Raw genomic sequence first — 26536 nt, 5'->3', positions numbered from 1 at the left:
TTTATGAAAGATAAACTAAGATTAACGACTCTAGGCATTGAATTGGCACGGGAAGAACAATTTCCTGATGGATGTCCTATTTTGAAAGCATGGCGAGGAAACTATTCACCACATTTCAATCAAGTCATTCAAGAAACTTTAGAAATTGTGGAAACTTCGGAAGCAGATGGCTTTATATTACCGTCTAATGTTTCATTTTATTCTGCTGAAAAGATTGCAGAAATTGGAGAAATAGTCTCTAAACTAAAATTGCCTGCCATCGGTTTTGATATTAGTAATGAGCGACGAAAACCTGCTTGGTTAGACTATATCATCCGTTTCTCTTGGTATGGTTCGTTTCAGGAATCGGGGGGAATTATTAGTCCTGCATTTCTGAATTCTGAAGGTTTTGATTTACTCGCAGAGCTAGGGATTGACAACTGGGAACCGTCAGAAAAAGAAGAGTATCCTACGGTTAGTTTTTGTGGTCGAGAAGGAGGAAAAATAGGGCTGGCAATTTGGAGAATGATGCCCAAAACATTAACTCGGAAAATGGCGGCTAATTTCTTTTGTGGGACTACTCGTGGTATTCGAGCCACTTGTTGTTATCCCCTACGAGTAGATACGATGCAAATCCTAGAAAAAGATGCTCGAATTAAAACGGATTTTATGGGGCGCGGTCAGGTGGGAATGGGGCCAAAAGAACAAGGACAACGACGTAAGCAGTTTTTGCAAAACTTACAAAATAATGCTTATGCTCTATGCTCTCGTGGGACAGATAACTATAGTTGGCGATTTTATGAAGCACTTTCTTTAGGTAAAATACCGATTTTGATTGATACGGATTGTGTGTTGCCTTTAGAGGATGAAATTGCGTGGGATGATGTAATTGTCAGAGTGCCCTCAACTCGTTTGCCTGAATTGCCCGATCGCCTCTGGGAATGGCATAATCGATTCTCGGATTCTGAATTTCGCGATCTACAGCGACAGTTGCGATCGCTCTTTGAGCGCTTAACACCCGCACAATTTTATCCCGCTCTATTGAAAAAAATACTGTAGCTCAAGCTCACCCATAAGCAAATTACCAGCGATAATAGCGATAGGGATCGTCGCCTAACTCAAAGTCCATGCGGTAATCGGAATGGTAAACTGGGTGAGGTGAAGTCCAGAAACCGAATCGTTTTTGGGGTTGAATCGATTCAAAGAGGGTTTCGTCTGACTTAAATGTAGCTCCCAAATTAGCCAGAATCTCTGAAATTGCCCTGGTCTGTCGCCAGCGAGTAAACCGCAAATAAGTTTGACTATCTGCCAGTAACCACTCTGGATCAATTTGACAAAAAAGAGCCACCCCATTACCCACTTGTAAGCGGCTCAATAAGCCATCGGCAGCCATTTCCCCACCCGATTGAATTAACCAGGTATCATAACCGGAGCGCGATCGCAAATCGGAAGCACTTAATCCTTGAGTTTCTGGCCATTGGGGCACGTTCAAAGAACCCGGAAAATCCTTAACCTGTGCGACTTTCACCCCTAACAGTTCCCCCTCTTTTCGGGGTAAAACCAACAGCCTACCCCCCCGATTTAGATAATCTCTGAGAGCTTCTTCCTGAACGGTGATTCCTTCTCCTAGGATGACCAAATCGGCAGAGGGAGAAAATCGATCGACCCTCTGATAGAGTAAGCCTAAATCATCTAATTGGGCAGCCTGGCGATCGCTCCCCAAAAACACCACATTCTTAACCTTGGGTCTCAAAGGCTCCGTCACCCCATAATCCAGAATTGCCTCTGTCAAACGAGTTGCCGCAGCATCTAAAGGCACATGGTCTTCCCAATCCAACTGATTCCAAATTAAACGCCCTTGACCGTACTCCAACTCCATCAGAGGCGTATAAGCCAGATCGAACTCAGCCTCTAGAATGGGTCGCCACGAGCCATAGTGAAACTTCTCAATCGCAGCGCTACTCACACCTCCTTGATTACCCCAATGCCAACCGTACCAAGGATAACCTTTAGGACTCAATTTCCCTGCCTCCTGGAGAGTATTGGGATAGGCTTCAATTAACGTACTATTACCGCGCCAATCGAGTAAATCTTCTGCATCCAATCCCTCAATTGCCCGATGATTGGGATGAACAGGAAACACGCGGCGACTGATATGGGGAGCCACTCGCCACCCTAACCGATCTCTGAGCCAATCCGGATGTTGACTACAAATCATCACTCGCCCCCCCTGACGCACAAAATCGGCTAAATCCCCTGGCAGTTCATAGTCTTGGGATAGCACCTCGCGCCCAATTACCACTAATCGCGCTGTTTGTTGTCCATCCCAGGGAACGATATCATACCCCAATTGCTCCAGAATTCGGGTAGTTTTTCCCACTGGATCGTAGAGAGAAAGCGCCACTTGAGAATGATTTGGCTTTAAACCCTCAAAAATTCGGAATTGAAAAGAGTCTTCTTGTTGATTTTTGCGATCGCCGATTTCCGCCTTGAGACGGATTTCTCCCTGTAAAGGCCAGCTTACATTTGGGCGAATCATTTCTGTATCCGATAAAGCCACTTCCACCGGGAAAAAACGAGTGGTTGCTGGATCGAGAGTTCCTGCGCGATCGCCTTTTGCCACTGTTTCCCCTTCAACCACCACCTCCCAATTCAACTTAAACGGTTGCATTTGGCGATCGTCATTAACCAGCACAATTTGTTTCTGTAGACCTTCTCCCACCCGATAGCTATGGTCTTTAGCCGTAAACGCCCCATCGCCTCCAGCAATCCAAGCCAGAGTTGCCCCATTATTATCTAAAATCGCTTTTCCACCCGGATAAATTCGATAACTATCCGGCTGAAAATACTCCCCAAAATACTTGGGAATACTCTCCAAATAGGGCCCTCGATCGCCTTTCTGAAAAGCATCTCTAGTCACCCACTCTCGACCCTTTTCAGAAATTTCCCAGCCATGGCCATCTTGCCAAGGAATCATCCCCCCCGTGATGCCAAACGTTCGCCAACTGCGCCAAGTATTCCGACTAAATAATTGCTGTAATTCCTGAAAAGCCGGTGCAAAATCCAATTCCGGCTGATGATGCCAGTTTTGATAGTCTTGGTCTGCAATAAACTGCTGGCGAATCTTGTCTCGGTAAGCTGACGTTTCTAACTCATAAGCCTTACTACCCAAATAAATCGCGCTAAACTCCGTCATCCAAGGTTCTGAATGCATCGCCTTCGCTACACCATCGCGACTTCGCATCATCGTCGTAAATATCGGCGTACCAAACTCAACCACTAAATAGGGCATCTCTCCCTGTTTGCTCCAATGGGAAAGCCACTCTTCCCGTTCCTGTAGAGGCATCAAATTCAAATAAGAATTGAGAGCATAAATATCTCCCACCGATGCTCCTTGATGAACCATCACCGGTCGAGTCGGATCGGAGTGCTTAATCTTTTCCACTGCCGCTTCAACCATGAGTCTTCTTTCTTGCCAACGGCGATCGCTCTCTCGTGAACCCAAAGTTCCCACAACATTCTTGATCCCAACTCGACGCGGATTTTGATCGTCACCATGACCCAAAAAATTAGGACTCGTTGCCCAAAAGAGAATAGACGGATGATTGCGATAACGACGTAATTCCCGCTCCATTCTCTCTTCCCAATCTTTGCGTTTTTCTTCCTTTTTCCACTGCTTTGACCACCCCAAAGGAGTCATATCTAGAGCCGGTGCAATGATAGGAAATCCCTTTAAATCCGCCCGTTCGCTCAACAGCTCGCGAAAATGCCATCGTCCCCGTTCATCATGATTCCAGGGCCAAAGTTCGGCAATATTGAATCCAGCCCACTGATACCCCTCAATCATGCGATCGATCGCTTCAGGAATACCCACCGCCCAACCTTGCCAATTATCCTTATGGTAAATAGGACGCAGACGAATTTCTGTGCCGTTTAAGTAGAATTGTTTGCCTTCAATCCAAAATTCTCGAAAACCAAAGGATTGATCGTAGGTATCCTCAATCCCCTCTCCTTTCACTTGCAATCGGAGCGTATATAAATTCGGCTGCTCCACATCCCACAATCGAGGATTTTGCCAATCCCAGACTAAGTTTAGAGTTTGAACTGACTGTGCTTTAACGGGTTTTGTTGCTGTAAATTCCCGTTCCACTTGACCCTGTTCATCCAGCATTTTTGCTGTAATTTCCACTGAACCCGCTTGTCTAACATCTGTGAGTTCAACATCAACTTGTATTTGTTGTTTGCGGGTGGAAGGTTGTACAAAGACATCGCTAATCAATGCACCTTGGGGAATACTTAATAATCGCACTTCGCCAATCAAACCGCGAGAGTCTAATTTAGCTTCAGTGGTGTAAATTTCATTCGGCCCCATAATTACCGCTTTATCATCGCGATCGGGAATGGCACGAACCAAAAGACTGAGATTATTCTCTGCTCCCGGATTAACCATTGAAGTAATATCTACAGCCCCATAAGGCCAATTCACTTCACCACAAGGTCGGTTATTAATATACAAACTGGCATCCGTGCTAACCCGCTCCAAACTGAGGAGAATTCTACGTCCTTCCCACCCAGACGGAATATTTACCTGTTTTTGATACCAAGCCTGGGCTAACGTTTCTCCGTTAAAGCCCTTCCAAGGGTCGCCAGTACCACGGGAAAGGACACCGGGGACTGATTGGGCGTTTTCCCGTCTCCAGTCCCCAGGAACACGAATTTTGCCCCAATTGCTTTGGGGGGGAGTGGTGGTAGAGGCGATCGCCGGTTGAAAATCCCATACCCCATTCAGGTAGACTTGAGCGCGATCGCCATTTTCCGGAACTTCAGTCAGTGCTGGATAACTGGTAACCTGGAGCGTTCTACAAGAAAACCCCCCATCCGGTGCTGAGGTATAGCCAAGATCGCCCATACAGCTTAACGTAATCCAGCCTATACAAAATAGTCCCAAGAACTGTACTAACCTTTTCTTCATAAATCCATTGAGCTGAAGGTTTAACCCGAAATCGGATCGAGTAATTGTTCTCTCAAATAAACCGCATACTCTTGAGCATCACCCTGAGTTAGATGCACCCCATCGCTCGTTTTCCACTCCCTCTGGGGATTCGGTAACCATTCAAAGCGATCGCTCGGAAAAAGAGTTTCTATTAGCTCTTCGATTTCCTGTTTTTTGACCGTTGTTTCTAAACCCGGTTCTCCCGGAACATTAAATAAAACAATGCGCGACTCCTGACTACTGATGGCCAATAATTGATTTTTGATCACCTGAGCTTGTTCAATAATCAATGCTTTTGTCTCATCAGATAGAGGATTACTGAATTGTTTCTTCACTCTTTCTATTTCCTGTAACCTCAACGGAGAATCTGGCGCAGTGCCAGATTCTTGATTCCCTTGTGACCACTTCCTCAAACTATCCACCAACACACTAACCGGTCTATACTCTTGCTTAAACATAGGAAAATGAGAGCGCATAAAATATAAAAAAGGATTGTACAAAGAATCAATCAAATATACATCCAGTTCCCGTTGAATCGTCTCATTCACTTCAACCAATATGATTTTAGGTTTTGATGATTTTTTCCTTACAATTTCTAGACCTGTTTGCGTGCAACCTCCCCGCATCGCCAAATTAAAAACATCAGAACCAATCATTTTGGGATCGAGATTAGCCGTTAGCGAACTTCCGACCAAAACCATTTGAGCATGACTCATGGGAGTATAAACATATTCTTCTGCTTTAATGAAATTAGACTGAGCTTGATGAATCCCTTCACTGGGACTAATCAAACCTGAAAAAATCAAAACTTGATACCCAATCATCACTGTAAAGCATAAGAGTAAACATTGCCCGACAAAATTTATTTTTCTGACTTTAGAATTGAAAATAGATAAACGCATTAGAACTTCCTTTATTCAGAATTATCAATGCCAGCATCAATCCAAAACTTAAGACCTGTAATTTTTTTCCGGTTCCAGATCCAAGAAGTTCCGCCCCTTTGCTTTGCAGATTGGGAAAATGAGGCAAATGATACAGTAAGACAGGGAGAGAGAAGAGCAAGACTGGAATAATGCGAATTAGAGCAGGTTTCACCTGAGTATTTCTAGCCAGGGTTACCATGAAGTCAACCGCTTGACTAAACTCAGGAAGCTTAAATAAAAGCCAGCCGAAAGAAACAAACGTAAATACCGCTAAGACTCGGATAGTATCGGTCAAGAATGGCTTCCATTGGATTCTATCGCGATCGCTAGATTGAGATACACGATCCCATCCCAATAATCGCTCTACCGCTAACCCCATACCATGAAACATCCCCCATACTGCATAACTCCAAGCCGCTCCATGCCATAATCCCCCCAGAGTCATGACAATCATTAAATTAAGATAGGTTCGGATTTCACCTTTCCGATTCCCTCCTAGGGGAATGTAGAGATAATATTTTAACCAGGTCGATAAAGAAATATGCCACCGTCGCCAAAATTCGGCAATGGAGCGGGAAATATAGGGGAAATTGAAGTTTTCGGGTAGAGTATAGCCAAAGGATGCCGCTAAACCGATCGCGATTAAGGAATATCCGGCAAAATCGGCAAAAATTTGCATGGAATAACCAAATAACAAGACTAGGTTCGTCAGAGTGCCTTGACTTTGATAATAGGGATAGGTAATCCAGAAGGTATAGTCTTTTATGTTATCGGCGATCACCATTTTCAAGAAATAGCCAGACACCAGGGCCCGAAAAACCAGTTCCCAAGGGATATCCTGAAAATATTTTCTCGCAATTTGCGGATAAAAATCATTGGCTCTGACAATGGGGCCAGCGACCAGTTGCGGGAAAAAGGACAGAAAAAAGGAGGTGTTGAGTAAATAGCGAATAGGGGTAAGATGGACAAAATATTTCTCTTGTTGTTTTCTGACTTCCCATTCAGCATCTTGCTGACGCAGGACATCGACGACTAAACTAATGCCTTGGAAGGTGTAGAAGGAGATGCCGATGGGGAGAGGTAGATGTAAAAGGGTTTGTATGAGGGCATCTTCTGGAGTGGGATTAATATTCAAGAAGGTTGTAAATAGGTTGGTGAGCAATGCACCGTACTTAAATAATCCCAACACCCCTAAATTGGCGGCTACTCCCAAAACGGCCCAGAGAATCCTAACTTGTCGCTTCTCTGTATGGCAAATTTTGAAGCTGGTTAAAACATTGATGCCAATCGAGATAATGAGTAATAATAGCAGAGCTGGAGAACTCCAGGCATAAAAGATAAAACTAGAAATAACGAGAATCGGAACCTGTATGCCCTTAAAAAGGGGTAAGTAATAAAGGATAAAGGTAATCAGAACAAAAACGAAGAAAGTAAAGCTCGTGAATAACATACCCTGAAGGCCGGTAAAGGGGAGGGATGGGCGGAGTTTAATCTAACGTAATGAGATCCAGTGATTTTTGTCAACAGTCAAAAGATGAGAATTTGTTTTAGCGATCGCCAACAAAAATTCTCATCTTTATCTATTCCGGGATTTTCAGGTCAACCGAGACCCTAGGAGCCATCAAGCAATTAACTCTCCAGAGGGCACATCAACCACCGCCACCGATCGCTGATCCACCTGAATTTTAATTGTGTGGGCTAACCTCAATTGGATCACCGGCTCACGAATCAACGCATAGACCTTAGCGAGCTTATCCGCCATCTCTCGATTGAAACAGCGAATATGTAACACCCCCCACCGCCTAAATACCTGACATCGAGACAAAGGGAGCAAACACCTTAATTCTCGTTGATTCTCACGATAAAAATCCCAGATCAACCGCGTTAGTTGTGAAGGTCGTTTCATAGCCTTAAGTCCTTACGTGCAATGGGCCCAATCCTTTGTTCGTGTAAATTCCTTACTATCTCCATTGAACCCTAACCTTCTCAGAGCTGGTATATTCCTGAAAAAATATTTAATAATTCATCGATAAAACTGTCATGATTCTTGACATTACAGCGCCCAGGGCGGTGATGGGTAATCAGTAATCGATAATCAGTAATTTTTCCCTATTCCCCTATCCCACCTTCGCCTTTGCCTCTGAAACCGGGTTAGCTTTCGATTCAGCCGGGACAGCATCTAAAATCTTTTCCGGTTCCACCTGAGTCAGGGGGATTTCCTCCACTTCCGGCAGGCGCTCCACCGATAACCGCTTGGCCTGAGAAGCGCCTGACAAACGCTTCAACAGAGCGGGTCTCGGATCGTGGAGCAAATAAATAATCAGATCGCCACTGCGCCACTCTTCCGACGCAGGCATCACTTCCAAGCGGCCATCCCTAGAGAACAAAATCGGAACCAACTCCCCAGCCCGGATCAGGGCTTGTAAATGGGCCTGTTGAAACCCTAACCCTTCCGTTTTCAGCGTCGTTACCCCCAACTTCACCTTCCCCTCGTCTACATACTGATTCCAAATCTTAATCGGCAGGTGGGGAATAAATGCCTGGGAAATCTTCTGGGGACTCTTAGAATGTTGCTGTCCCTGGGAATCACGGGGAAACACTGCATACACCCTAGGGGGATCGAACTCTTCTACCGCCCGTTGAGCCAAGACATAATTCACTTCACCATTATTGGTCATGGCCAAAAATGTCCCCATGGAAGCGAGTCCCGCTTCCTCTAGAACGGCCGTATCCAGGGCACTACTAACAAACACTCGCAACCCTTCTGCTTCCGCTTGACGGCAGGCTTCTGTATTCGTGTCGATTAGAACCACAGACTCCCCTTGTTCCTCAAACAAGCGAGCTATTAACCGACTCAAGGGACTAATCCCGACAATGACGGCTCCCGTGGCTTTCGTTGAGGTGATTTGTAACAAGCTGGCGAACCATCCTGCCGTTAGACCTTGGCATAAGACGGTCATAATAATCGTCAAAAACACCAAGGCTTTAATGGCATCTCCCCCGCTTATGCCCCGTTGAGTTAATAAAATTGAGAATAAGGAAGCAACGGAGGCAGAAACAATTCCTCTAGGGCCGATCCAACCCAAAAATAACTTTTGTCGCCAATTCATGTCACTGGGCCAGGTACAGACCCAAATATTCAGGGGTCGAATGACGAACATGAGCATCAAGACAGTCCAGACACTGCCCCAACCCAAAGCAAAGATACTGGCGATCGATAAATCAGCAGCTAATAGAATAAATAAGACGGAAACCGCCAACATGGTCAGTTGGCCCTTAAACCGCCGTAATAACCGCTCCTCTGGCAGGGAAGACCCCCGGAGAACAATCCCAGAGACAACGGTGGCCATGAGTCCGGCTTCGGAGCGAATGGTTTGGGCAATGCCAAACAGTCCTAACAACCCGGCCAAAACCACTAAGTTTTTTAAGTCTTCAGACAAAAACTTACTGCGCTTGAGAAACCAACCCAGTAGCCAGCCCCCCAAAGCACCGATCGCCCCACCAATGCCTAGGCGCAGCAATAACCCACTGATAATAGAAAGTGGATCGGCATCCCCATTGAGGATAATATCCAAAACCACCACCGCCAAGATCGCCCCTACCGGATCGATTAAGACCCCTTCTCCTTCCAACAGGGTTGCTATCGGCCGCTGCACTTTCACATGCTTGAGCAAGGGAGAAATGACTGTCGGCCCGGTCACCACGACCAAAGAAGCATATAAAAAGGCAATTCCCCAAGGGAATTCAGCCAAGTAATGGGCACAGATACCCCCACCAATCAACGTAATCAAAGTGCCAATGGTGACCAGATTCCGCAAACTTCCAGAAACTTTACCCAAATCTCGAAGTTCAAGATTCAGTCCCCCTTCAAACAAAATTAGGGCAACCGAAAGGGCCACAATCACTTCAATACCAATACCGAGCAGTTGAGGATCAATTAATCCTACACCATCGGGCCCTAACAAAATCCCAAAGGGCAACAGGAAGACGATCGCCGGTACGCGCAGAAAATCTGCCAGCACCTGGGCACTAATCCCGGACATGACTGTGAGGATAATCAAGAGGGTGATTTCAAAAGATCCTTCCATAAGCGAAATCGCGCTGGTTCAGCGTTGGAGACAGATATAACCTAGCGTGTTCTCTTCACTTTGACCAGATCGGGTCTCTATACGCTGGTTTTGGAGAGTTGTGAAATTTTAAGTTATGTTATTAGTATGTTATTAAATTTCATATTTCTCCAAAGTTTGTTGAGTGTTCTGCTCCGATCGTTTTCAATTTAATCGTTATAAACCCCTTGGTGAAGCAGTTTAGTGATAAAATATTGGATCATCCTTTCCGTGACCCCCTCTTGAGTAAGCGCCTCTGGGGGATAGTAGTGCTGGTGCTGGTGTCAGTGGGCGTAATTGGCTTTTCGATCCAGTATTTCGATCGGCCTTCTCCTTACTTAAAAGAAGTCTTGGCTTTGGAAGGCGATCGCGTTCAAGGTCATGCTATTTTCCAAATGAATTGTGCCGGATGTCATGGACTTGAAGCCAATGGCCGAGTGGGGCCAAGTTTGAAAGGAGTTTCAGAGCATAAGTCTAAGCGCCGTTTAATCGAACAAGTGATCAGTGGCAAAACGCCCCCCATGCCCCAATTTCAGCCCAGTCCCCAAGTGATGGCGGATTTATTGAGTTATTTGGAGTCTCTGTAGCAGGTGAGGCAAGAGGAAAAACCTCAGTTTATCGTCCTAATGTCGCAGGATTACCCAAGTCAAAGAGTCCGGCGATACAACCGGTCATGAGGGTGGCGAGAGTAGCGGCCCATAAGGCTTTGAAGCCGAGGGAAGAGACTTCGGAGCGCCGTTCGGGAATCAGGGAAGAGAGTCCGCCAACAAAGATGCCATAGGAGGCAAAGTGGGTAAAGCCGCAGAGAACATAGCTGACGATGAGCATGGCGCGATCGCTAATGGCTCCAGTGCGGCTAAGATTAGCAAGACTAATATAGGGTGGCACATTGGTTTCAAACACCCGACGACCGATAATCACCGAAGCTTGCCAAATCTCGTTAATATCTAGGGAAACTCCTGTGAGCATGGTCAGGGGAAAGAACAGGAAGCCCATAATATTTTGCAGAGTGATCACCTGAAAGACAGTACCGACTGGTGCAGGTAATCCGGATAGGCTATCAAATCCCATATTAATTAGGGCGACTAAGCCCAAAATGGCGATAATGACGGCGGCAATACCGACGGCCATTTTTACCCCATCTAAGGCTCCCATAATCAGGCTGTCCATGGGATTAGGACGCTTTTCGGGGTCTTGCTCTGGCTCTTCGGGAATTTTACCCAGGGTTTCCGGTGTTCCGGTTTCGGGAACCAGGATTTTGGCAATTACGAAACACGCGGGAATGGTCATAATGGAAGCGGAGACCAAATGACCGGCAATGGAGGGAAAGACGGGGCGCAAAAATCCGGCATAGAGTCCGAGGACAGAGGAAGCGATAGAGCCAAAGCAACTGGTGAGAATGGCACAGATTTCGCTACGGGTCATTTTAGCAAGGAAGGGTTTAACGGCGATCGCCGATTCAATGCCCACAAAAATATTAGCGGCTCCCGATAAAGACTCTGCCCCGCTAATTTTCATGGTTTTCTGGAAAATTTGGGCAAACACCTTCACAATCGGTTGAATAATATTCAATCGATAGAGCAGAGCCACTAAAGCAGAAAAGAAGACCACTTGCGGTAGAGAGCGAAAGGCGAAGATATAGCCCGGATTGAGGTTATCGGAGCCAAGTTTATCGCCGGGAATAGCGATATAGGGTTGACCGACTGCCCGCGCAATCCAGCGTCCGGCTGGCCCCGGGCCAACCACCCGGTTGGGATCGGGCACAAAGGCGGACGTATCCCCCCCAAATAGGAAGCGAGCACCCGCTTCTGAAGCGTCTAAGAGGGCATTGAGCAGATTATTGAGTTGGGCAATGAGGTCGCGGGTAGGGAGGACGAAAACGAGCAGTCCAATAATCAGTTGTAGACTAATCCCAAAGATAATGGTTTTCCAGGGAACCACTTTGCGGTCTTCGGAACCCACCCAAGCGATCAGACATAAGACGACGATTCCGAGGGCGGAGATTAGGTTTAAGATGGGGTTCATGGGCAGAGTGCTTCCTTACAGTAGCCAGCCAATCCGGTGAGTTCACACCAATTTGACTATTATCAGACTCTGGAATTAGACCGATGTCAAGTCCAGAATGGCCATAATCGATGAAAAATTGAGGTTAAGGGGTTTAAGCTTAGGATATAAGCACTCCGTTGGTTTAGGGAGAATTTGAGGTTTATGGAAGCGTTTGATTTAAATCCACCGGCTTGGACAGAGCAGGCGACCCATGCGTTTAAGTTTTGTTGTCCTCGTTGTGCGGCGACTTCTAGGGAAGCCGAGCGGGTTTGGTTAAATCGGCGATCGCCGGTTTATACCCAAGGCCATCGCCGCAAATGGCAAGAATTTTATCTCTGTGAATGTGGGCAAGCTTGGTGGGGTTGGAGCGATGAACGACCGCCTTCCGAGTTGGCAGGGGGCGATCGTCCTCGTCCTGAACCGCCTAATCCGTTTGAGGGATTTTAGGTGGGGAGGATTATTGATCGACGGCGACTTGGGGTAAGCCCATGCTGTAATTGACTGCCCGGCTTTCCAGGTTATAGCTCAGTTCTCCTTTCTGAAGGAGCGATCGCACAAAATGCTCCAAATCCGAGCCAATCCGACGCAGATTATACTCCGTCAAATCCTGGCCCTCATAAGCCGCCACCAACTCCTCAAACTTCCCATAGACCGCTTTCAGCGCCGAATCTGTCCAATTCAACTCATTATCCGGATCGACATCCAGAGTCAGCATATTTTCAGAAGGATTCAGTTCCTCCTTCTCAATAACAGCCGTAAAAATGCGGATATGGCGGGTCGTAGACTTCAGTAGCATATAATAGTCAATAAAAAAACAGCCTACAGGTATTCTGTCATTGCTCGGCAACGGACGCAATCTCTAAGCTATCTTAGGCAAGGGTGCAATTGTATTGATCTCCCAAACCCAATAACGCAGAGTCGTTTCCGCTTCCCTCATGGCCAAAACTAAACTCAAATCCAAAGGAAAAGCACCTAATCCAGCAACTCTAGTCAAACCACCGCCAACAAAAGAAGAACTAGCCGCCAAAAAACGCGAAGCCGCCAATGCTCGCAAAAAGTTCAATGGAGTCCTCGGACAGGCGATCGGTATCGGTTCCGTCTTCGGCTTAATTGGATTTGCAGTTATGGGTGAACCCTCATTTTTTGTGGCCGGATTATTTGGTATTGCTGTCCTCATATTTTCCTTAAACTATCCCATTCAAGCTCTGTGGGCATTTTATATTTATATGCCCTTCAGCGGCACGGTCGTCTATTGGGTCGGAGGAGGGAATGCTCTCCTTCACTTAGCCAAAGATGCGTTCTACATTCCCGGATTAATGGGGATCTATCAATATACAAAACGATATCGTTTACCCTTCCTTGTGCCCAAAGCTTTAGTCCCTTTCATATTCGCTTTATTAGCTTATTGTATATTTGTCATCCTTGCTATCAATACAACTGAAAGAATATACCCAGGGGATAAACCGATCTTATTAGGAATTTTAGGTTTAAAAGTTTTCATGGGATATATCCCCCTAATTAGCTGCGGGTTTTATATGATTCGGGGAAAAAAAGAATTGCTCTGGATCACGCGCTTAACCACAATTCTTGCAATTATTACTTGTGTTCTCTGTTTGATGCAATATCAAATGCTGTCATCTGGTACATGCAACGGAACACGCGGTGCGATAGGAGATGCTTTATTTAAAGCGGATATTGAGGCCAAATGTTTAGTGGGAGGTTCTTTAACCTTCAGTCCATCACAAAATCAGATTCGCCTACCAAGTACGTTACCCTCTCCTTGGCACTGGGGTTGGTATATGATTTGTAGTGCCTTTTTTACCTTTGCAACTGCCTTTTGCGATCCTTCTCTTCCCTGGCAAATGGCTGGATTTGTTGGCATGGGTTTAAACTTCGTTTGTTCTGTAATTTCAGGGCAACGAATTGCCACAATGCTTGTACCAGTAGTAACGATTATTTTACTGGTGCTGACGGGTCAAGTTGCCAACCTAAAACGATTTATTCCCATTGCATTGGGATTGACCTTGCTATTGGGAGGTGCTGCTGTAGCATTCCCCGATGTTGTGCAAGAAAGATGGGATAGTTTAATCGGTCGAGTCGGTGCGTCTAACCCCGCCGATTTTATTGCTGAACAAGCAGAAAGTTCTGCCAAGAGAGCCGGTTTGTTTGGCAATGGATTAGGACGTGCAACTAACTCTGCTAGAGCATTTGGGAGGACTTTTTTGGTGGAAACATGGTTTCCAAAAATACTATTTGAACTTGGGAAGCCAGGGCTGACGTTGTTTTTGTTGATGGTTACAGTTCTCACCTGGGAAACGTTTAAATCTTATCGTTCGGTGAAAGATAAAAGCTTACGAAACTTTGGCGCTTGCTTCTGGGTATTTATTTTAATTATTAGTTACCAAACTTACTGGTATCCCCTGGACACTGATCCGGTGTGCGTCTACTATTGGTTGTTTGCTGGCATTACGTTAAAGTTGCCAGCCATTGATAAGGAGGAGCAGAAGAAAAAGGAAGAGTTGGAAGCGCTGCTGGAAGCACAAGCCGATCCGAAAAAACGCAAGAAATCTAAATCTAAATCGGCTAAATCTGGCAAAAATGGGCGTAAATCGAGTAAAAAGAGGAGATAGAATCCCTATACTGGACTGTTTCAACTAAAATAAGGCAATAGAAAACTCGGTTCGGTGTTAGCGCTTTAGCGCTCACTACAAACAAAATCTAATGCATCAAATTAGATGAAACAATCCACTACTATAGAGTAACCAACTATGAGTTTACCTTTTCTTTCTGTAATTATTCCTACCTATGGGCGAGAGGAACCCTTACGGGATAGTATCCAGGATGTCCTTAAGCAGGACTATCCCCATTTTGAGCTGATAGTCGTCGATCAAACCGCCGAGCATAAACCGGAAGTGCAAGCGTTCTTGGATGAGATGGCTAATTCAGGTAAAATTAAGCTGTTTCGAGTCAGTTGGGCGAGTTTACCTGGAGCGCGAAATTATGCAGTACGGCGCTCTAGTGGGGATGTGGTGCTGTTTATTGATGATGATGTGGTGTTACCGGACGGGTATTTGATGGCCCATGCTCGCAATTACGATCGCCCGGAAGTCGGTGCTGTAGCGGGTCGCGTTTTTGACCGCATGAAGTTGGGCGAGTCTCAGGATGGTTACACCATTGAGGACTTACCCCCCCAAGCCTTTGACCCCGGCATCGCTTGGTATCACATTGATTTAGTCCATACCACGAAAGCTCAGGAAGTCATTTCTGCTCGTGGGTGTAATATGTCCTTTCGGCGTGATATTTTTACCAGATATGGACTGGAATTTGATGAGCGATTTCGCGGTAGTGCGGTGCGGGAAGAGTCCGATTTTTGCTTGCGCTTGCGCCAGACCGGATACAAAATCTGGTACGATCCAGAGGCAAATTTGGTGCATTTAGGGGAAGAAACGGGAGGATGTCACGATATTTCGACGCGATCGCTAGAATATCAGATTACCTTCTACCATAACCACTTTCTCATGGGACTCAAAAATTTGACCGTCGGTCAGCAAGTCCGGTTCTTTAGCAAGTTATTTGACTGCCATGTTTTAGGTCATCCTCCCTGCAATAAAAGTGGTTCCCCCATCAAAATTGTCAGTCGCGCAGGGTTCTACACCATGGGTTACTTGAGTGCTTGGCAAACTCGACTCAAAACTCTCTGGAAAACTGGGCAAATGTATAGCCAGCAAGACGAAAAATGGACAACCTCTCAATCGGTTTAATGGTGTTATTGGACTCTAGATCATCATGAAAATTTTAATCGCCAGCCACACCTATATCGTCGATCTCAATCGTGAGAAATTGAGAAAACTGGCCCAACTCGATCCCAGGATAGAAGTAACCGTAGTTGTCCCCAAACGATGGCGACCAGGAGGGGTACAAAACAAAATCATTGAAACTCAACCCGTGGATGAGGGCAATTTTCGGGTTGTGCCTTTATCTAACTTTAGTCAAAACAACCAAGGCTTATTAACCTTTGGTCTAGATTTAGTGCAACTGCTAAAAACATTCAAGCCCAATATCTTGCAGACCGAACAAGGCGCAAAAGCCTTCAGTCATGCCGAATTAATCACCCTCAATAACCAACTAAACCTGAAAGCTAAAAATGTATTTTTCACCTGGTGGAACTTACCCTATGAAGTTAAGTTTCCCATCTCTGTGTTAGAGGGTTTTAATCTGAAAAATTCCCACGGAATCATATCGGGAAACCAAGACGGAGCGGATGTTCTGCGCGATCATGGCTATGACGGGCCCATTAAAGTCATGCCCCAACTGGGGGTAGATGAGCAATTATTTTCCCCCCAAGAGCAACCAGAGTTAAGAATATCATTGGGCATTAAGCCGGATGAATTTGTGGTGGGTTTTGTGGGGCGGTTTGTGGAAGAAAAAGGACTTTTAACCCTCTTCACAGCCTTAAAAGGAATTACAGAACATCCCTGGAAATGGGTGTTGCTCGGTCGCGGTGATTTGAAGCAAGAGATTTTAAACAAGGCTTCAGAATTTGGCTTACGAGACCGGCTTGTTTTTGTGGAAAGTGTCCCCCACGATCAAGTTTATCGCTATATTAATTTAATGGATGTCTTGGTTTTACCCTCTGAGACGACCTATAAGTTTAAAACCCTAACAGCGGCCGGTTGGAAAGAACAGTTCGGCCATGTTTTAATTGAAGCAATGTCTTGTAAAGTGCCTGTGATTGGTTCGGATTCTGGAGAAATTCCCCATGTGATTGAGGAAGCGGGATTAATTTTTCCAGAAGCGAATGTAGATGGTTTGCGAAACTGTTTGCGTCAAATGATGGAAAATCAAGACTTACGGCAAGATTTAGCGCAAAAAGGTTACGAACGGGCTATGCTTCACTATACCAATACGGCTTTGGCAAAACAACAATTATCGTTTTATGAACAGTTGCTTGCCTAAATTTTAAGTGGATATCTTGCCCTCTCCCTATATCCCTCTCCCAAGGGAGAGGGACTTCTCTCCCCTTCTCCCTTCGACTTCGCTCAGGGCAGCGCCTGCGGGAGAAGGGGCTGGGGGATGAGGGGAGATTTTGTACATATGCTATAAATTTCTATACTCTTAACTATAATGCGCGTTTTACAAATTGTTCCTTCGATTTCTCTGGTCTATGGTGGCCCCAGTCAGATGGTCAAAGGGTTGTCTGCGGCCTTGAGTGATGCGGGTATTGAAGTAACTATTCTAACTACAGATTCCAATGGCGATACGGGAGAAGCGCCTTTAGATGTGCCTCTAGACCGCCCTGTGGAAGAAAATGGTTATCACATTCGTTACTTTCGCTGCTCTCCCTTCCGACGCTACAAGTTTTCCCTAGATTTATTAAACTGGCTGTCTGAACATGCCTCAGAGTATGATATTGCCCATATTCATGCCCTGTTTTCTCCCGTCAGTTCGGCGGCAGCTACTATTGCCCGACGGAAAAAACTGCCTTATCTGATGCGTCCTTTGGGAACTTTAGACCCAGCAGATTTACGCAAAAAACGACAGCTTAAACGCCTCTATACGGCGCTCTGGGAAAAGCCTAATATTGCTGGAGCAGCCGCGATTCATTTTACCAGTAGTATTGAAGCGAAAATTTCCGATCGCTTCGGAACCGATACCCCAGGGGTAATTGTACCCTTGGGCGTACAACTGCCCCAACTGCCTGAACCGGGAAAAGCCAGAGCCAACCTGAACATCCCCCCAGATAAACCCCTGATTCTCTATATGTCCAGAATCGACCCGAAAAAGGGCTTAGATTTGCTCCTGCCTGCCCTGGAAACCCTGGTGAATGAAAAATTTGACTTTGAGTTCGTTTTAGCGGGCGGAAATCCACAAAATACTGCCTATGTGGAGCAAATTAAACAGGAGATCCAGTCCTCGCCTTTAGCCTCTTGTACCCGGTTTCCGGGGTTTGTCCGGGGAGAGGAAAAAGCAGCACTGTTGCGGGATGCGGATCTGTTCGTGCTGCCTTCCTATTATGAGAATTTTGGCATTGCTGTTGCTGAAGCGATCGCCTCCGGAACCCCTGTCGTCATCTCCACAGGGGTTTATATTTGGGAAGATATCCAAAAATCGGCGGCTGGATGGGTGTGTGGTTGCGATGTCGATTCGTTAACTGGTAGTTTACGATTGGCTCTGAGCGATCGCCAAGAACGGCTGAAACGGGGAGCAGCCGGCGCAGAATATGCAAACACTCACTATAGCTGGCCGGCGATCGCCCAACAAATGATCGAGGTTTACCAACAATTTCTTTAAGATAAGTTTCCATGCTTAGATGGTTTTTTAATTTAGTGATTATATTGATATTTTTGATCTCTAGCACCTTAAGTGTAGAACCCTGGCTTATGCTTAATCTAGAGACCACAAAAATCTCCTTGTTTGGATTTCATGATGTTGTCGAATCTTCCACGAATTATGGGTTAGATTACGAAAATAAAAAGTTAGAAAAATTCTTAGAATATCTGTGTAAAAATGATTATTGGTTTTTATCTACCGATGATCTTAAAGCCTATTTTTTAGAACGGTCACAAAAAATTCCGCAAAAATATATCGGTAAAAAGGCAGTTCTTATCTCATTTGATGATGGATACAAAAGCATGTATACTCAAGTCCTCCCTTTACTCAGAAAACTTTCTCAAAAATATCATAAGCAATTAACAGTAACTCTATTTGTAAATTCAAGGTTTATGACTCATGAAAAATCAAAAAAGTATGCAACTTGCGAAGAACTAAAACAAGGAATAGAAAGTGATTTTTTTGATATTCAATCTCATGGATGGAGACATCGAAGATTAACACACTTAGATCCCGATCAATTAACCATAGAGTTATCCAAAGGTCAAAGCATTTTAAGATCCTGTCTTGACGATCAAGCTAATTCCCATTATTCCAAGACTGTATCTCATATTGCTTACGCTTATAATGACTTCAATCCTTCGATCCAAAATTCTGTAGCCAGATATTATCAATCAGGATATCTATACAATCACCAAATTTTTAAGTTAGGTTATAATCAAAATCCGTATACTCTACCAAGAGTTCGAGTAACTCAAAAAGATACGCCAGAGGATTTAATAAAAATTGCAGAATTTTCTTCTGAACTTACTCAAAATCCTCAATCTTATACAGGAAGGATGTTTTTTAATATTTTTGCTGATTTTTTGTAACATTAAGTTTTAATGGAATTCTTATGGCTAATCAACCTAATCAAACAGGACAGCGAATCAATTGGATTGACCAAATTAAAGGTCTAGCAATTTTCGGTATTTTACTTTTTCATTTTTTCCAGAATTATCCTGAGCGTATCCCCTTAGTCGTCACCCTTGACAAACTAGGTGCTAAAGTGGGTTTTGCTGCTGTTGATATCTTTTTTGTCATGGCTGGATTTAATATTACTTATGTCATGGCCAGGAAAAATTTACTTCCTACGATTCATTTTGACTGGAGATCGTGGCTAATCAAGCGGTTAAATCGCCTTTATCCCACCTATTTATTGGCTGTTGTTTTTAGTTTAATTTTATATTTTATTCTGTCCTATCCTCAAAAATATATTTTTCCAGATTTTTTGCTAAGTGTAGTGGGTTTAGCAGGTTATACCTTCCAATCTATTAATCCTGGATTTTGGTTTTTTACGGTTATTTTACAAGCCTACTTAGTTACGCCACTTATTTTCCGCATTTCTCAGAGTAAACCGATAATACTTCTGATTGTAACTCTATTTTTAGGGGTGGTAACTAAAGTGCTGTGTTTTAATACAGATACAAGCTCAGATCTGTATTGGTACTTATTGCAGAATGATTTTCTGGGAAGTTATATTTTTCAATTTGGCTTGGGATTGTATTGGGGGATTATCTATTTCTACCATGATGGATTTAGAAAGATAGATTACTGGTGGACTTTACTTGTCTTTTTGCTGGGATTTATTGTTTATATTTACTTAGGAAAATTAGGCTTTGATTTTCGCTATATGCTCGGTTTTGACATGCTGTTTACTCCGTTATTTTTTGTTGCACTTCGGAGTCTGTTGGTATGGTTGGACAAAAGAAAAAAAATGAAACCTGTTGTTTGGCTGTTGAGTTTCTTTTCTTTGTTAGGTCTATATTCGTATCAAATATACCTAATTCATCAACCCTTATTTTTCGTAATCTTTCGTCAACTTAATAAATATGTTAGTATACCCACTTATCCAAAAATATTGTTTTTTATGCTAAGTATGGCTATACTCTTATGGGGATATACGGGTTTATTTGTGTTTTGCGATCGTCAACTCAGAAAGTGGATCAAGGGATAAAGCAGTCAATAGTCAATACGATTGAATTGAAGTGGTAAACTGAGCCAACAATGACGATCCCGTTGTTGACTCTAATTCTTCTCCAATCTAATGGTCTTGCAGATCTTGGCGACAAGTTTCTAGAATTTCATGCTCTAAATCGCTCAGTTCTGGAATGCGGTGAAAGCCTTGGGGCTTAAACTGGAGGTCTTGAGTCTCTAGAGTCTCATTAGAGGCGATCGCCACCGGTTCCAAGCCCATTTGATAGGCATGGGCAGTGCGATCGTAACTATTAATCACAGTCATGGCTAACTGGTTAGAGGTAACCTGTCCATAGAAACAATCAAAAGATGAATGGGGCAGATAAAAGGCTCCTAACAGGTTTTGCTCACGGGCTTCAAAAACCATATAGCCTTGACCGAGTTGATCCCGTTGAGGTGATTCTCCATAAAAATAAATCCCATCTGGGAAGTGGGCCACCCTTTCAGACTCAGTAACGGTTTGAGCCGATCGCGAAGCCGTTTGAGCCAGGGAGGGAGTGCTATTTCCCAAGGAGACCACTAGGGCGATCGCCAGAGGCGTTAGCAGCGATGAAGAGTGAGCTAACGTTGTAGTCAAGCGTTGTATCTGAGATGAAAAAAACTGAAACACCCTGGTCTCCTCCTTGAATGATTTTATGGATCGATCAATGAGCGTGTTGTGCATACATTTCAGAAGCACCCATAGATTGGGGGTTACATAATGGGCGCTTCTGGGGGGACTAAACCCTTCTCCTTAGCTGGCCAAATACTCACGAACCAAACCCCGATGGCGACGTAAGTAGGTTAAGGCTTGTCTTTCCAGTTGGCGGACTCGTTCGCGACTTAAACTCATGCGTTGACCCACTTGAGACAGGGATAACTCATGACCATCGGTGAGTCCAAAGCGCAAGTTCAACACCTCTTGTTGTTGAGGGGTCAGGTCAGCAATGAGATGGTGTAGATCTTGGCGCAGGAGTTCTTGAGTGGCATAGTGTTCTGGAGAAATGCCATCGTCTTCCAAGAGTTCTTGCAGTTCCGTATCTTGATTATCTCCTACCCGTAGGTCTAGGGAGACCGGTTGACGGGAGAGGGTGAGATATTCACGGATTTGAGCGGGTTTGAGGTCTAAAGCTTTGCCAATTTCCGTGGGAGTTGCACTGCGACCAAGCTGTTGGGAGAGTTCTCGTTGTATTTTTTTGATTTTGTTGAGTTTCTCCGTAATGTGGATCGGCAGGCGAATCGTGCGACCCTGTTGAGCGATCGCCCGCGTAATGGCTTGGCGAATCCACCAATAGGCATAAGTTGAGAATTTATAACCCCTCATGGGGTCAAATTTTTCCACTCCCCGTTCTAGGCCCAGGGTTCCTTCTTGGATTAAATCCAGAAACTCCATATTTCGTTTCTGGTATTTTTTGGCGATCGCCACCACCAGACGCAAGTTCGCTTCAATCATTTTTTGTTTGGCTCTTTGACCTTGCTTGACAATGCGATCCAACTCTTGAGGATCTAACTCCACTCGATCTGCCCATTCCTGGTCGCTAATGGGGCGATCGAGTTCGGCTTCTTGCTCCTCTTTAACTTCCATCAACTGCATCATATGCTGAACCTGTTTACCCAATACAATCTCTTGCTCGTGGGTTAACAGAGGAATACGACCGATTTCATGTAAGTATGTCCTTACCATATCTGCCGTATAGGTCGGAGGCTTAGTTTGCGTCTTGGTCATGGTCTTAGGCATAGGATTAGGTAGTCGTGATGATCGGGGTGAATGCAGAAAAACTTGAGAGCCAAAAATCGCCTACTTGGTTTCGTAGACGTTTCCCGGACATCTAGTATTAGAGATATCTATTTCTAGGGTTCCCGATTGATTGCCAAATCTTGACAACTCGGACTGGAGCAATCAGTTCACCCACCTTTTTGCTCCTGGTTCCGTTGGGACATGCCCTAACTTCAACTTATCTTTACCAGGATGGGGGGGATTTCAGGGTTTTGTCTAACTTACTTTGTCTCTAAAATAAACTAAACTTCGGGTTAAATACCTCCTCCTTTCAGGTGAATTTGAAGTTTAATTGTCTTACGCAAATTAGACTAAGTATTTGTGCTGGCTTGGCTTCCAAAAATTCATCTCCTTTTCTAAGATCTAGGATCGAATATTTTCCAGAATGTGTCAGTTCGGTTCATCATCGAGATTGCCGAACCTTTGCCTATGGGTCAAGTTGATTGAGATGACGAAATTTTTGCCCTTTGAGTTCCTGAACTCCCACAGTCACCGCTCTCAAGCCTGGATAAACTTCATTTGTAGTATAACGTAACTTGTTGATTAAATCAACCCCATAGTCCAGATCAAGCGTAAGGGATCGAGCGATCTCCTCACCTCCTGAAGGTCACCTGACTCTCAGTTTTGTCCATTCCCCATCCCTTCCCAGTCGCGACAAAAGGAATCTTCTGGCCCATAGGGATGCATTCCACAGACCAACAGATTCCCCCCATAAACTTGCCCATGGTAATGACGACATCCCACACAAGTTTGAGGTTGATGACTTGAAGGGCGATCGACATCGGCAAAGGGGTGGTAAAATGGCTCATCTTCCCTTGAATCTGGATTGGAGTCCTCAAGGGGTTCTATGTATTCATTGAAAAAAGCATCTAAATCCGAAAAGAGCAAATCATCAAGAGTTTCAGCAATCTCGACCGTGAGTTCTGCCAGCTCACCCACCCACTCTCCTAACTCTTCCTCGACTTCCCGAAATAATTCTTCAACTCCAGCAGTCAAGCTTTCACAGAGATTCTGCCAGTCTTTTTCCCAATCTTCCATAACCACTTAATCTTGCTGGAGTCGCTTCAGTTCTTCTTTAAGTTGATTCACCTGATCTCGTAAATGATTGACTTGAACTTCTTCATCTGTGGAAAGATCGGGATCGTCATCGTCTAGAATCTCAATCCGGCGAGGTTCTTTTGGTTTATCCTCTACATTGGCTTCTTCAGCTTGTTCATTAACCTGCTGTTGAGCGCGGTTGACGATTTCTTCGACCATCCGTCGAGCTTCTTCCGCCGTGATTTCGCCCCGCTCTACCATTTCGTTCGCCAGTTTCTGGGCCTGGGGACGCAAATCAGAGATGGCCGTTCCGGCCCTTTCCCCTGCATAGGATGCCACCCCAACTCCCATATAGAATGCTTTCTTGACGAAATCTCCTAAACCTGGCATCTTCCAACCTCTTCTGACACGGGGCGACCCGGAGTTTACGCCTATTACAAGCATCCCGTATTGCTGCTACCTTCCGGTCCTGACAAGGTTTGGGCGTTGTAATTGCATAAGTCCGGGTCTGCACTCTAGGATAGCACTTTAATCGGCAGTTGGGGATACTTTTTTGAGATTAAGCCTTCAAGGTTTTTGAATCAGGGTTTCTAGGATGCGCTGTTTGCGTTGACGGTCGATGGCAATTAAGCGGATGTACTCTTGGGGATGCTCTGCTAAAATATGGCTCAGTTGGGCGATCGCCTCTGGCAGACTTTGAGCCGATATGGGCCCGCCATTTTGCCACGATCCTGTCCTAAATCTCCGAGAATCAGCCATTTCCACGGCTAAACTATAGCCTCCATCGAGAATCTGTTGCACTTGTTGGGTAATCTCTGAGGGGAGATGAAGAGGAGGGGACTTTTGGGGTAAATTCTCCGCCACTGTGGGGGAGGGTGCTGTTGTTGGTGGTGGACTCGGTTGGTAGGTTTGGGATAATTTCAGCCGGTTAATATGGTGCTGTTGTTGTTGCAATTGTTCTGCTGTTTGCAGCAGTTGGTCTAAACTCCAAGTTTGGCTGGGAAATTCGGGGAGTTTTTCTTTACTATTGACCAAGCGCTTGCCAATTTGGTCATAACCGACGGTTTCGATCAGGTTTAAAATTTGTTCATCATACAGGCGCGATCGCAGTACGGCGAAGAAATCAATGGATTGGTCAGGAAACCGATCTATTAAGGGTTCAATCGTGCCATGGGGAAGACGATCCGGGGCAAAGATACCCTTAACAATGCTTAGTTTATCTTGGCGATCGGGTTCCCAATAAAATTTGTCCATCCGTCCATCCCGAATCAGGGGAGCGTAGAGGGTGGAAAAGTCGTTTCCGGTAACAATAATGGGGACGCGGTGCAGGGGGGTGGGGTCGTAGCTTCCTGGAAGTTGTACATCTGTGGGGCGATCGGCAATATTCATTAATGTGCCATGCACTAATTGGGTATTGACGGTATATTGGGTACGCTCATCTAAACGACCGGCTCCCGCATCCAAATCATTAATCATTAATGCGGTCATTTTTCCTCGGACTTTAATCCGTTCTGCTGCTTCCCGATAGCGCAATCGAATTAACCGAGATGGATCGCCTGCATCTGGACTTTCTAATTCTCCAGCCGACATATGGACAACTTCCACGCCCATTTTCTGAAAGATTAATTCACATTGAAAGGTTTTTCCTTCTCCCTTGCGTCCGTGAATCCCTAGAATGAGAGGAACGGGCACTTGGGGTAAGTCGAGGAAATTTTTACTAATATGGATGGCAACTTTATTGAGAAATCGAGGGGCAATATAATAATTCATTAGGATAGATTTTTTATGCCCCGATCTCCGATAGGGCAACTTGACTCAAGTATTGTATCAAACTAGATCCCTGTTGCTCACCGAATGGTATGGCGATCGCTAGGATCGGGGAGTGGCATATAAACCGAGTTGGTCTACCGTAGGGGTTCGCGGCTGCGATCGCTCATAAATCCCAAGGCGATCGCACTAATGACAAGGCTGAACACTAAATAAAGGGCAGGAGCGTAAACATTACCACTGATATTAATTAGCCAGGTACACACCAACAGAGACGTTCCCCCCATAATACTCGCGCCCAGGTTGAAGGAGAGAGAATAGGCTGTCAGGCGAGTTTCTGTGGGAAACAATTCCACCATCATTACTGGGGAAGTAGCTAACAAGGGGACAATTGAGATAGCTAATAGAATTTGAGCCAACCACACCTCGTAATTATTCGGTTGCAACAACAGCCAAAATCCAGGAAAACTCAATAACCCCAGACCCAGGGTTGTCAACAACAACAAGGATTTACGCCGTAGGGTACTATCGGATAACCAACCGAAGAGGGGAAGTAGCCCGATCTGAATAGCCAGGGCAACCACATTCACGCCTAAAACACTGCTCCGGGGCATATCGCTGAACCGATCCAAGTAAGTGGGGATATAGACCATCACAATGTAATAGGTAGCACTATAGGCCCCGGCATAAAACATCGCTTGTACCATAGGGACTAGGGATTGTCTTAGGGCCTTGAGTAAGGGAACTTGTCTTTCTTGTTGGTGTTCCTCAAAGACTTCTGAATCGGGGAGATTTGTACGAATGTAGAGTCCAGTCAATCCCAATATACCGCCAAATAAGAACGGCAAGCGCCAGCCCCAATTGTGCAGATCGGCCTCAGAGAGGAGATGGGTCATTAGGGTAACAATCCCTAAACCTAATAATAATCCGATGGTAGACCCCACATTGACGAAGCTAGTGGTGAAGCCACGCCGAGTTTGAGGGGCGGTTTCAGCGACATAGGTGACCGATCCAGTGAATTCACCGCCTACGGATAATCCTTGAACTAATCTGAGTAAAATTAATATAATTGGTGCAGCAACCCCAATCTGTTTATAGGTGGGCAACAGACCTAACAGGAATGTGGGAATGGCCATGAGGATGACTGAAATAAAGAGTTCGGTGCGGCGACTGACGCGATCGCCAATATAACCGAAGATTCCTGCCCCCAGAGGTCGCATGATAAACCCGGCTGCAAACACACCATAGGTTTGTAGTAGGGAAACCAGTTCATTGTTATGGGGGAAAAACAGCAGAGAAATGACGGGAGCTAAATAGCCATAGAGGGCAAAGTCATACCATTCGATCACATTTCCCACCACACCCGCGAGAATAATCGTTTTGGTATTGTTTTCGCTGTGGCTCGTCTGGTGAGCTGCCCGATCGCTGACGGCTTCAATTTTAGATGGTGATGTCACTCGGATCTTTAGTTAACTGCTTCATATATACTTTAGCTCAATCGATCTAAAACCATGAAGAGAGTTACTGTTGACATACTCACCGTCCTAAAGGAGCGGTGATTCTTGACGCTTCACTGACTGAT

22 protein-coding genes and 1 other RNA gene are annotated in these 26536 nt (G+C 45.1%); 9 read left to right on the top strand and 14 right to left on the bottom strand.

Annotated elements, in window-relative coordinates; genetic code table 11:
- Positions 1–3 precede the first annotated feature (3 nt).
- Positions 4–1038: an exostosin domain-containing protein gene (locus PMG25_RS15440; protein ID WP_283767790.1), complete on the top strand. Its 1035-nt coding sequence runs from the start codon at positions 4–6 to the stop codon at positions 1036–1038.
- Positions 1039–1060: 22 nt separating this feature from the next.
- Here PMG25_RS15440 and PMG25_RS15435 read toward each other — a convergent pair whose 3' ends face one another.
- The 5 genes from PMG25_RS15435 to PMG25_RS15415 form a co-directional block, all read right to left on the bottom strand.
- Positions 1061–4951, bottom strand: a complete 3891-nt coding sequence (locus tag PMG25_RS15435; protein WP_283767789.1) for a glycoside hydrolase family 2 TIM barrel-domain containing protein — start codon at positions 4949–4951, stop codon at positions 1061–1063.
- Between the two features lie 20 nt (positions 4952–4971).
- Positions 4972–5874, bottom strand: coding sequence for a hypothetical protein (locus PMG25_RS15430; protein ID WP_283753351.1), 903 nt, complete (start codon positions 5872–5874; stop codon positions 4972–4974).
- Positions 5849–7345 carry an MBOAT family O-acyltransferase gene (locus PMG25_RS15425; protein ID WP_283767788.1) on the bottom strand — a complete coding sequence of 499 codons (1497 nt, stop codon included), beginning with the start codon at positions 7343–7345 and terminating at the stop codon, positions 5849–5851. Before PMG25_RS15425 ends, PMG25_RS15430 begins: the two co-directional genes overlap by 26 nt.
- A gap of 171 nt (positions 7346–7516) precedes the next feature.
- Positions 7517–7801, bottom strand: coding sequence for a hypothetical protein (locus PMG25_RS15420; RefSeq protein ID WP_283767787.1), 285 nt, complete (start codon positions 7799–7801; stop codon positions 7517–7519).
- A 211-nt stretch (positions 7802–8012) separates the two neighbouring features.
- Positions 8013–9983, bottom strand: coding sequence for a cation:proton antiporter (locus PMG25_RS15415; RefSeq protein WP_283767786.1), 1971 nt, complete (start codon positions 9981–9983; stop codon positions 8013–8015).
- Between the two features lie 290 nt (positions 9984–10273).
- Here PMG25_RS15415 and PMG25_RS15410 point away from each other — a divergent pair, with 290 nt between their 5' ends.
- The gene (locus PMG25_RS15410) at positions 10274–10588 is read left to right on the top strand and encodes a c-type cytochrome (RefSeq protein ID WP_347178847.1); all 315 of its coding nucleotides are present in this window, start codon (positions 10274–10276) and stop codon (positions 10586–10588) included.
- A gap of 28 nt (positions 10589–10616) precedes the next feature.
- Here the strand turns inward: PMG25_RS15410 and PMG25_RS15405 are convergent, their stop codons facing one another.
- Positions 10617–12026 (bottom strand): NupC/NupG family nucleoside CNT transporter, encoded by a 1410-nt coding sequence (locus PMG25_RS15405; RefSeq protein ID WP_283767785.1) that lies wholly within the window; start codon positions 12024–12026, stop codon positions 10617–10619.
- Between the two features lie 183 nt (positions 12027–12209).
- Here PMG25_RS15405 and PMG25_RS15400 point away from each other — a divergent pair, with 183 nt between their 5' ends.
- On the top strand, positions 12210–12494 hold the full coding sequence (locus PMG25_RS15400; protein ID WP_283767784.1) for a hypothetical protein: 285 nt from the start codon (positions 12210–12212) through the stop codon (positions 12492–12494).
- A 10-nt stretch (positions 12495–12504) separates the two neighbouring features.
- Here PMG25_RS15400 and ndhM read toward each other — a convergent pair whose 3' ends face one another.
- The gene (gene ndhM / locus PMG25_RS15395) at positions 12505–12843 is read right to left on the bottom strand and encodes an NAD(P)H-quinone oxidoreductase subunit M (RefSeq protein ID WP_283754998.1); all 339 of its coding nucleotides are present in this window, start codon (positions 12841–12843) and stop codon (positions 12505–12507) included.
- A 139-nt stretch (positions 12844–12982) separates the two neighbouring features.
- On the opposite strand from ndhM, the gene hpsL reads away from it, so the two are divergent.
- The 6 genes from hpsL to PMG25_RS15365 all read left to right on the top strand — a co-directional run bounded on the left by hpsL (position 12983) and on the right by PMG25_RS15365 (position 20373).
- Positions 12983–14677 (top strand): hormogonium polysaccharide biosynthesis protein HpsL, encoded by a 1695-nt coding sequence (gene hpsL, locus PMG25_RS15390; RefSeq protein ID WP_283767783.1) that lies wholly within the window; start codon positions 12983–12985, stop codon positions 14675–14677.
- Between the two features lie 138 nt (positions 14678–14815).
- Positions 14816–15808, top strand: a complete 993-nt coding sequence (hpsN, locus tag PMG25_RS15385; RefSeq protein ID WP_283767782.1) for a hormogonium polysaccharide biosynthesis glycosyltransferase HpsN — start codon at positions 14816–14818, stop codon at positions 15806–15808.
- Between the two features lie 25 nt (positions 15809–15833).
- Positions 15834–17003: a hormogonium polysaccharide biosynthesis glycosyltransferase HpsO gene (gene hpsO, locus PMG25_RS15380; protein WP_283767781.1), complete on the top strand. Its 1170-nt coding sequence runs from the start codon at positions 15834–15836 to the stop codon at positions 17001–17003.
- Between the two features lie 168 nt (positions 17004–17171).
- Positions 17172–18338 carry a hormogonium polysaccharide biosynthesis glycosyltransferase HpsP gene (hpsP, locus tag PMG25_RS15375; protein WP_283767780.1) on the top strand — a complete coding sequence of 389 codons (1167 nt, stop codon included), beginning with the start codon at positions 17172–17174 and terminating at the stop codon, positions 18336–18338.
- A gap of 89 nt (positions 18339–18427) precedes the next feature.
- On the top strand, positions 18428–19249 hold the full coding sequence (locus tag PMG25_RS15370; protein WP_283767779.1) for a polysaccharide deacetylase family protein: 822 nt from the start codon (positions 18428–18430) through the stop codon (positions 19247–19249).
- A gap of 23 nt (positions 19250–19272) precedes the next feature.
- Entirely contained in the window at positions 19273–20373 is a 1101-nt protein-coding gene (locus PMG25_RS15365) for an acyltransferase family protein (protein ID WP_283767778.1), read from the top strand.
- 87 nt (positions 20374–20460) lie between these two features.
- Here PMG25_RS15365 and PMG25_RS15360 read toward each other — a convergent pair whose 3' ends face one another.
- The 7 genes from PMG25_RS15360 to PMG25_RS15330 all read right to left on the bottom strand — a co-directional run bounded on the left by PMG25_RS15360 (position 20461) and on the right by PMG25_RS15330 (position 26411).
- On the bottom strand, positions 20461–21003 hold the full coding sequence (locus tag PMG25_RS15360; RefSeq protein ID WP_283767777.1) for a hypothetical protein: 543 nt from the start codon (positions 21001–21003) through the stop codon (positions 20461–20463).
- Positions 21004–21126: 123 nt separating this feature from the next.
- Positions 21127–22110: an RNA polymerase sigma factor, RpoD/SigA family gene (locus PMG25_RS15355; RefSeq protein WP_283767776.1), complete on the bottom strand. Its 984-nt coding sequence runs from the start codon at positions 22108–22110 to the stop codon at positions 21127–21129.
- 657 nt (positions 22111–22767) lie between these two features.
- Positions 22768–23187, bottom strand: coding sequence for a hypothetical protein (locus PMG25_RS15350; RefSeq protein ID WP_283767775.1), 420 nt, complete (start codon positions 23185–23187; stop codon positions 22768–22770).
- A 6-nt stretch (positions 23188–23193) separates the two neighbouring features.
- The gene (locus PMG25_RS15345) at positions 23194–23577 is read right to left on the bottom strand and encodes a phasin family protein (protein ID WP_283767774.1); all 384 of its coding nucleotides are present in this window, start codon (positions 23575–23577) and stop codon (positions 23194–23196) included.
- A gap of 22 nt (positions 23578–23599) precedes the next feature.
- An RNA gene (ffs, locus tag PMG25_RS15340) (signal recognition particle sRNA small type) lies at positions 23600–23696 on the bottom strand.
- Between the two features lie 58 nt (positions 23697–23754).
- Positions 23755–24957, bottom strand: coding sequence for a RuBisCO small subunit-like domain-containing protein (locus PMG25_RS15335; RefSeq protein WP_283767773.1), 1203 nt, complete (start codon positions 24955–24957; stop codon positions 23755–23757).
- Between the two features lie 134 nt (positions 24958–25091).
- Positions 25092–26411, bottom strand: coding sequence for an MFS transporter (locus PMG25_RS15330; RefSeq protein WP_283767772.1), 1320 nt, complete (start codon positions 26409–26411; stop codon positions 25092–25094).
- Between the last annotated feature and the right edge of the window lie 125 nt (positions 26412–26536).

It is taken from the genome of Roseofilum capinflatum BLCC-M114 (assembly GCF_030068505.1).
GTDB classification, from domain to species: domain Bacteria; phylum Cyanobacteriota; class Cyanobacteriia; order Cyanobacteriales; family Desertifilaceae; genus Roseofilum; species Roseofilum capinflatum.
Note: the sequence above shows the minus strand (reverse complement) of the source record. Positions and strands in the feature narration are given on the sequence as shown.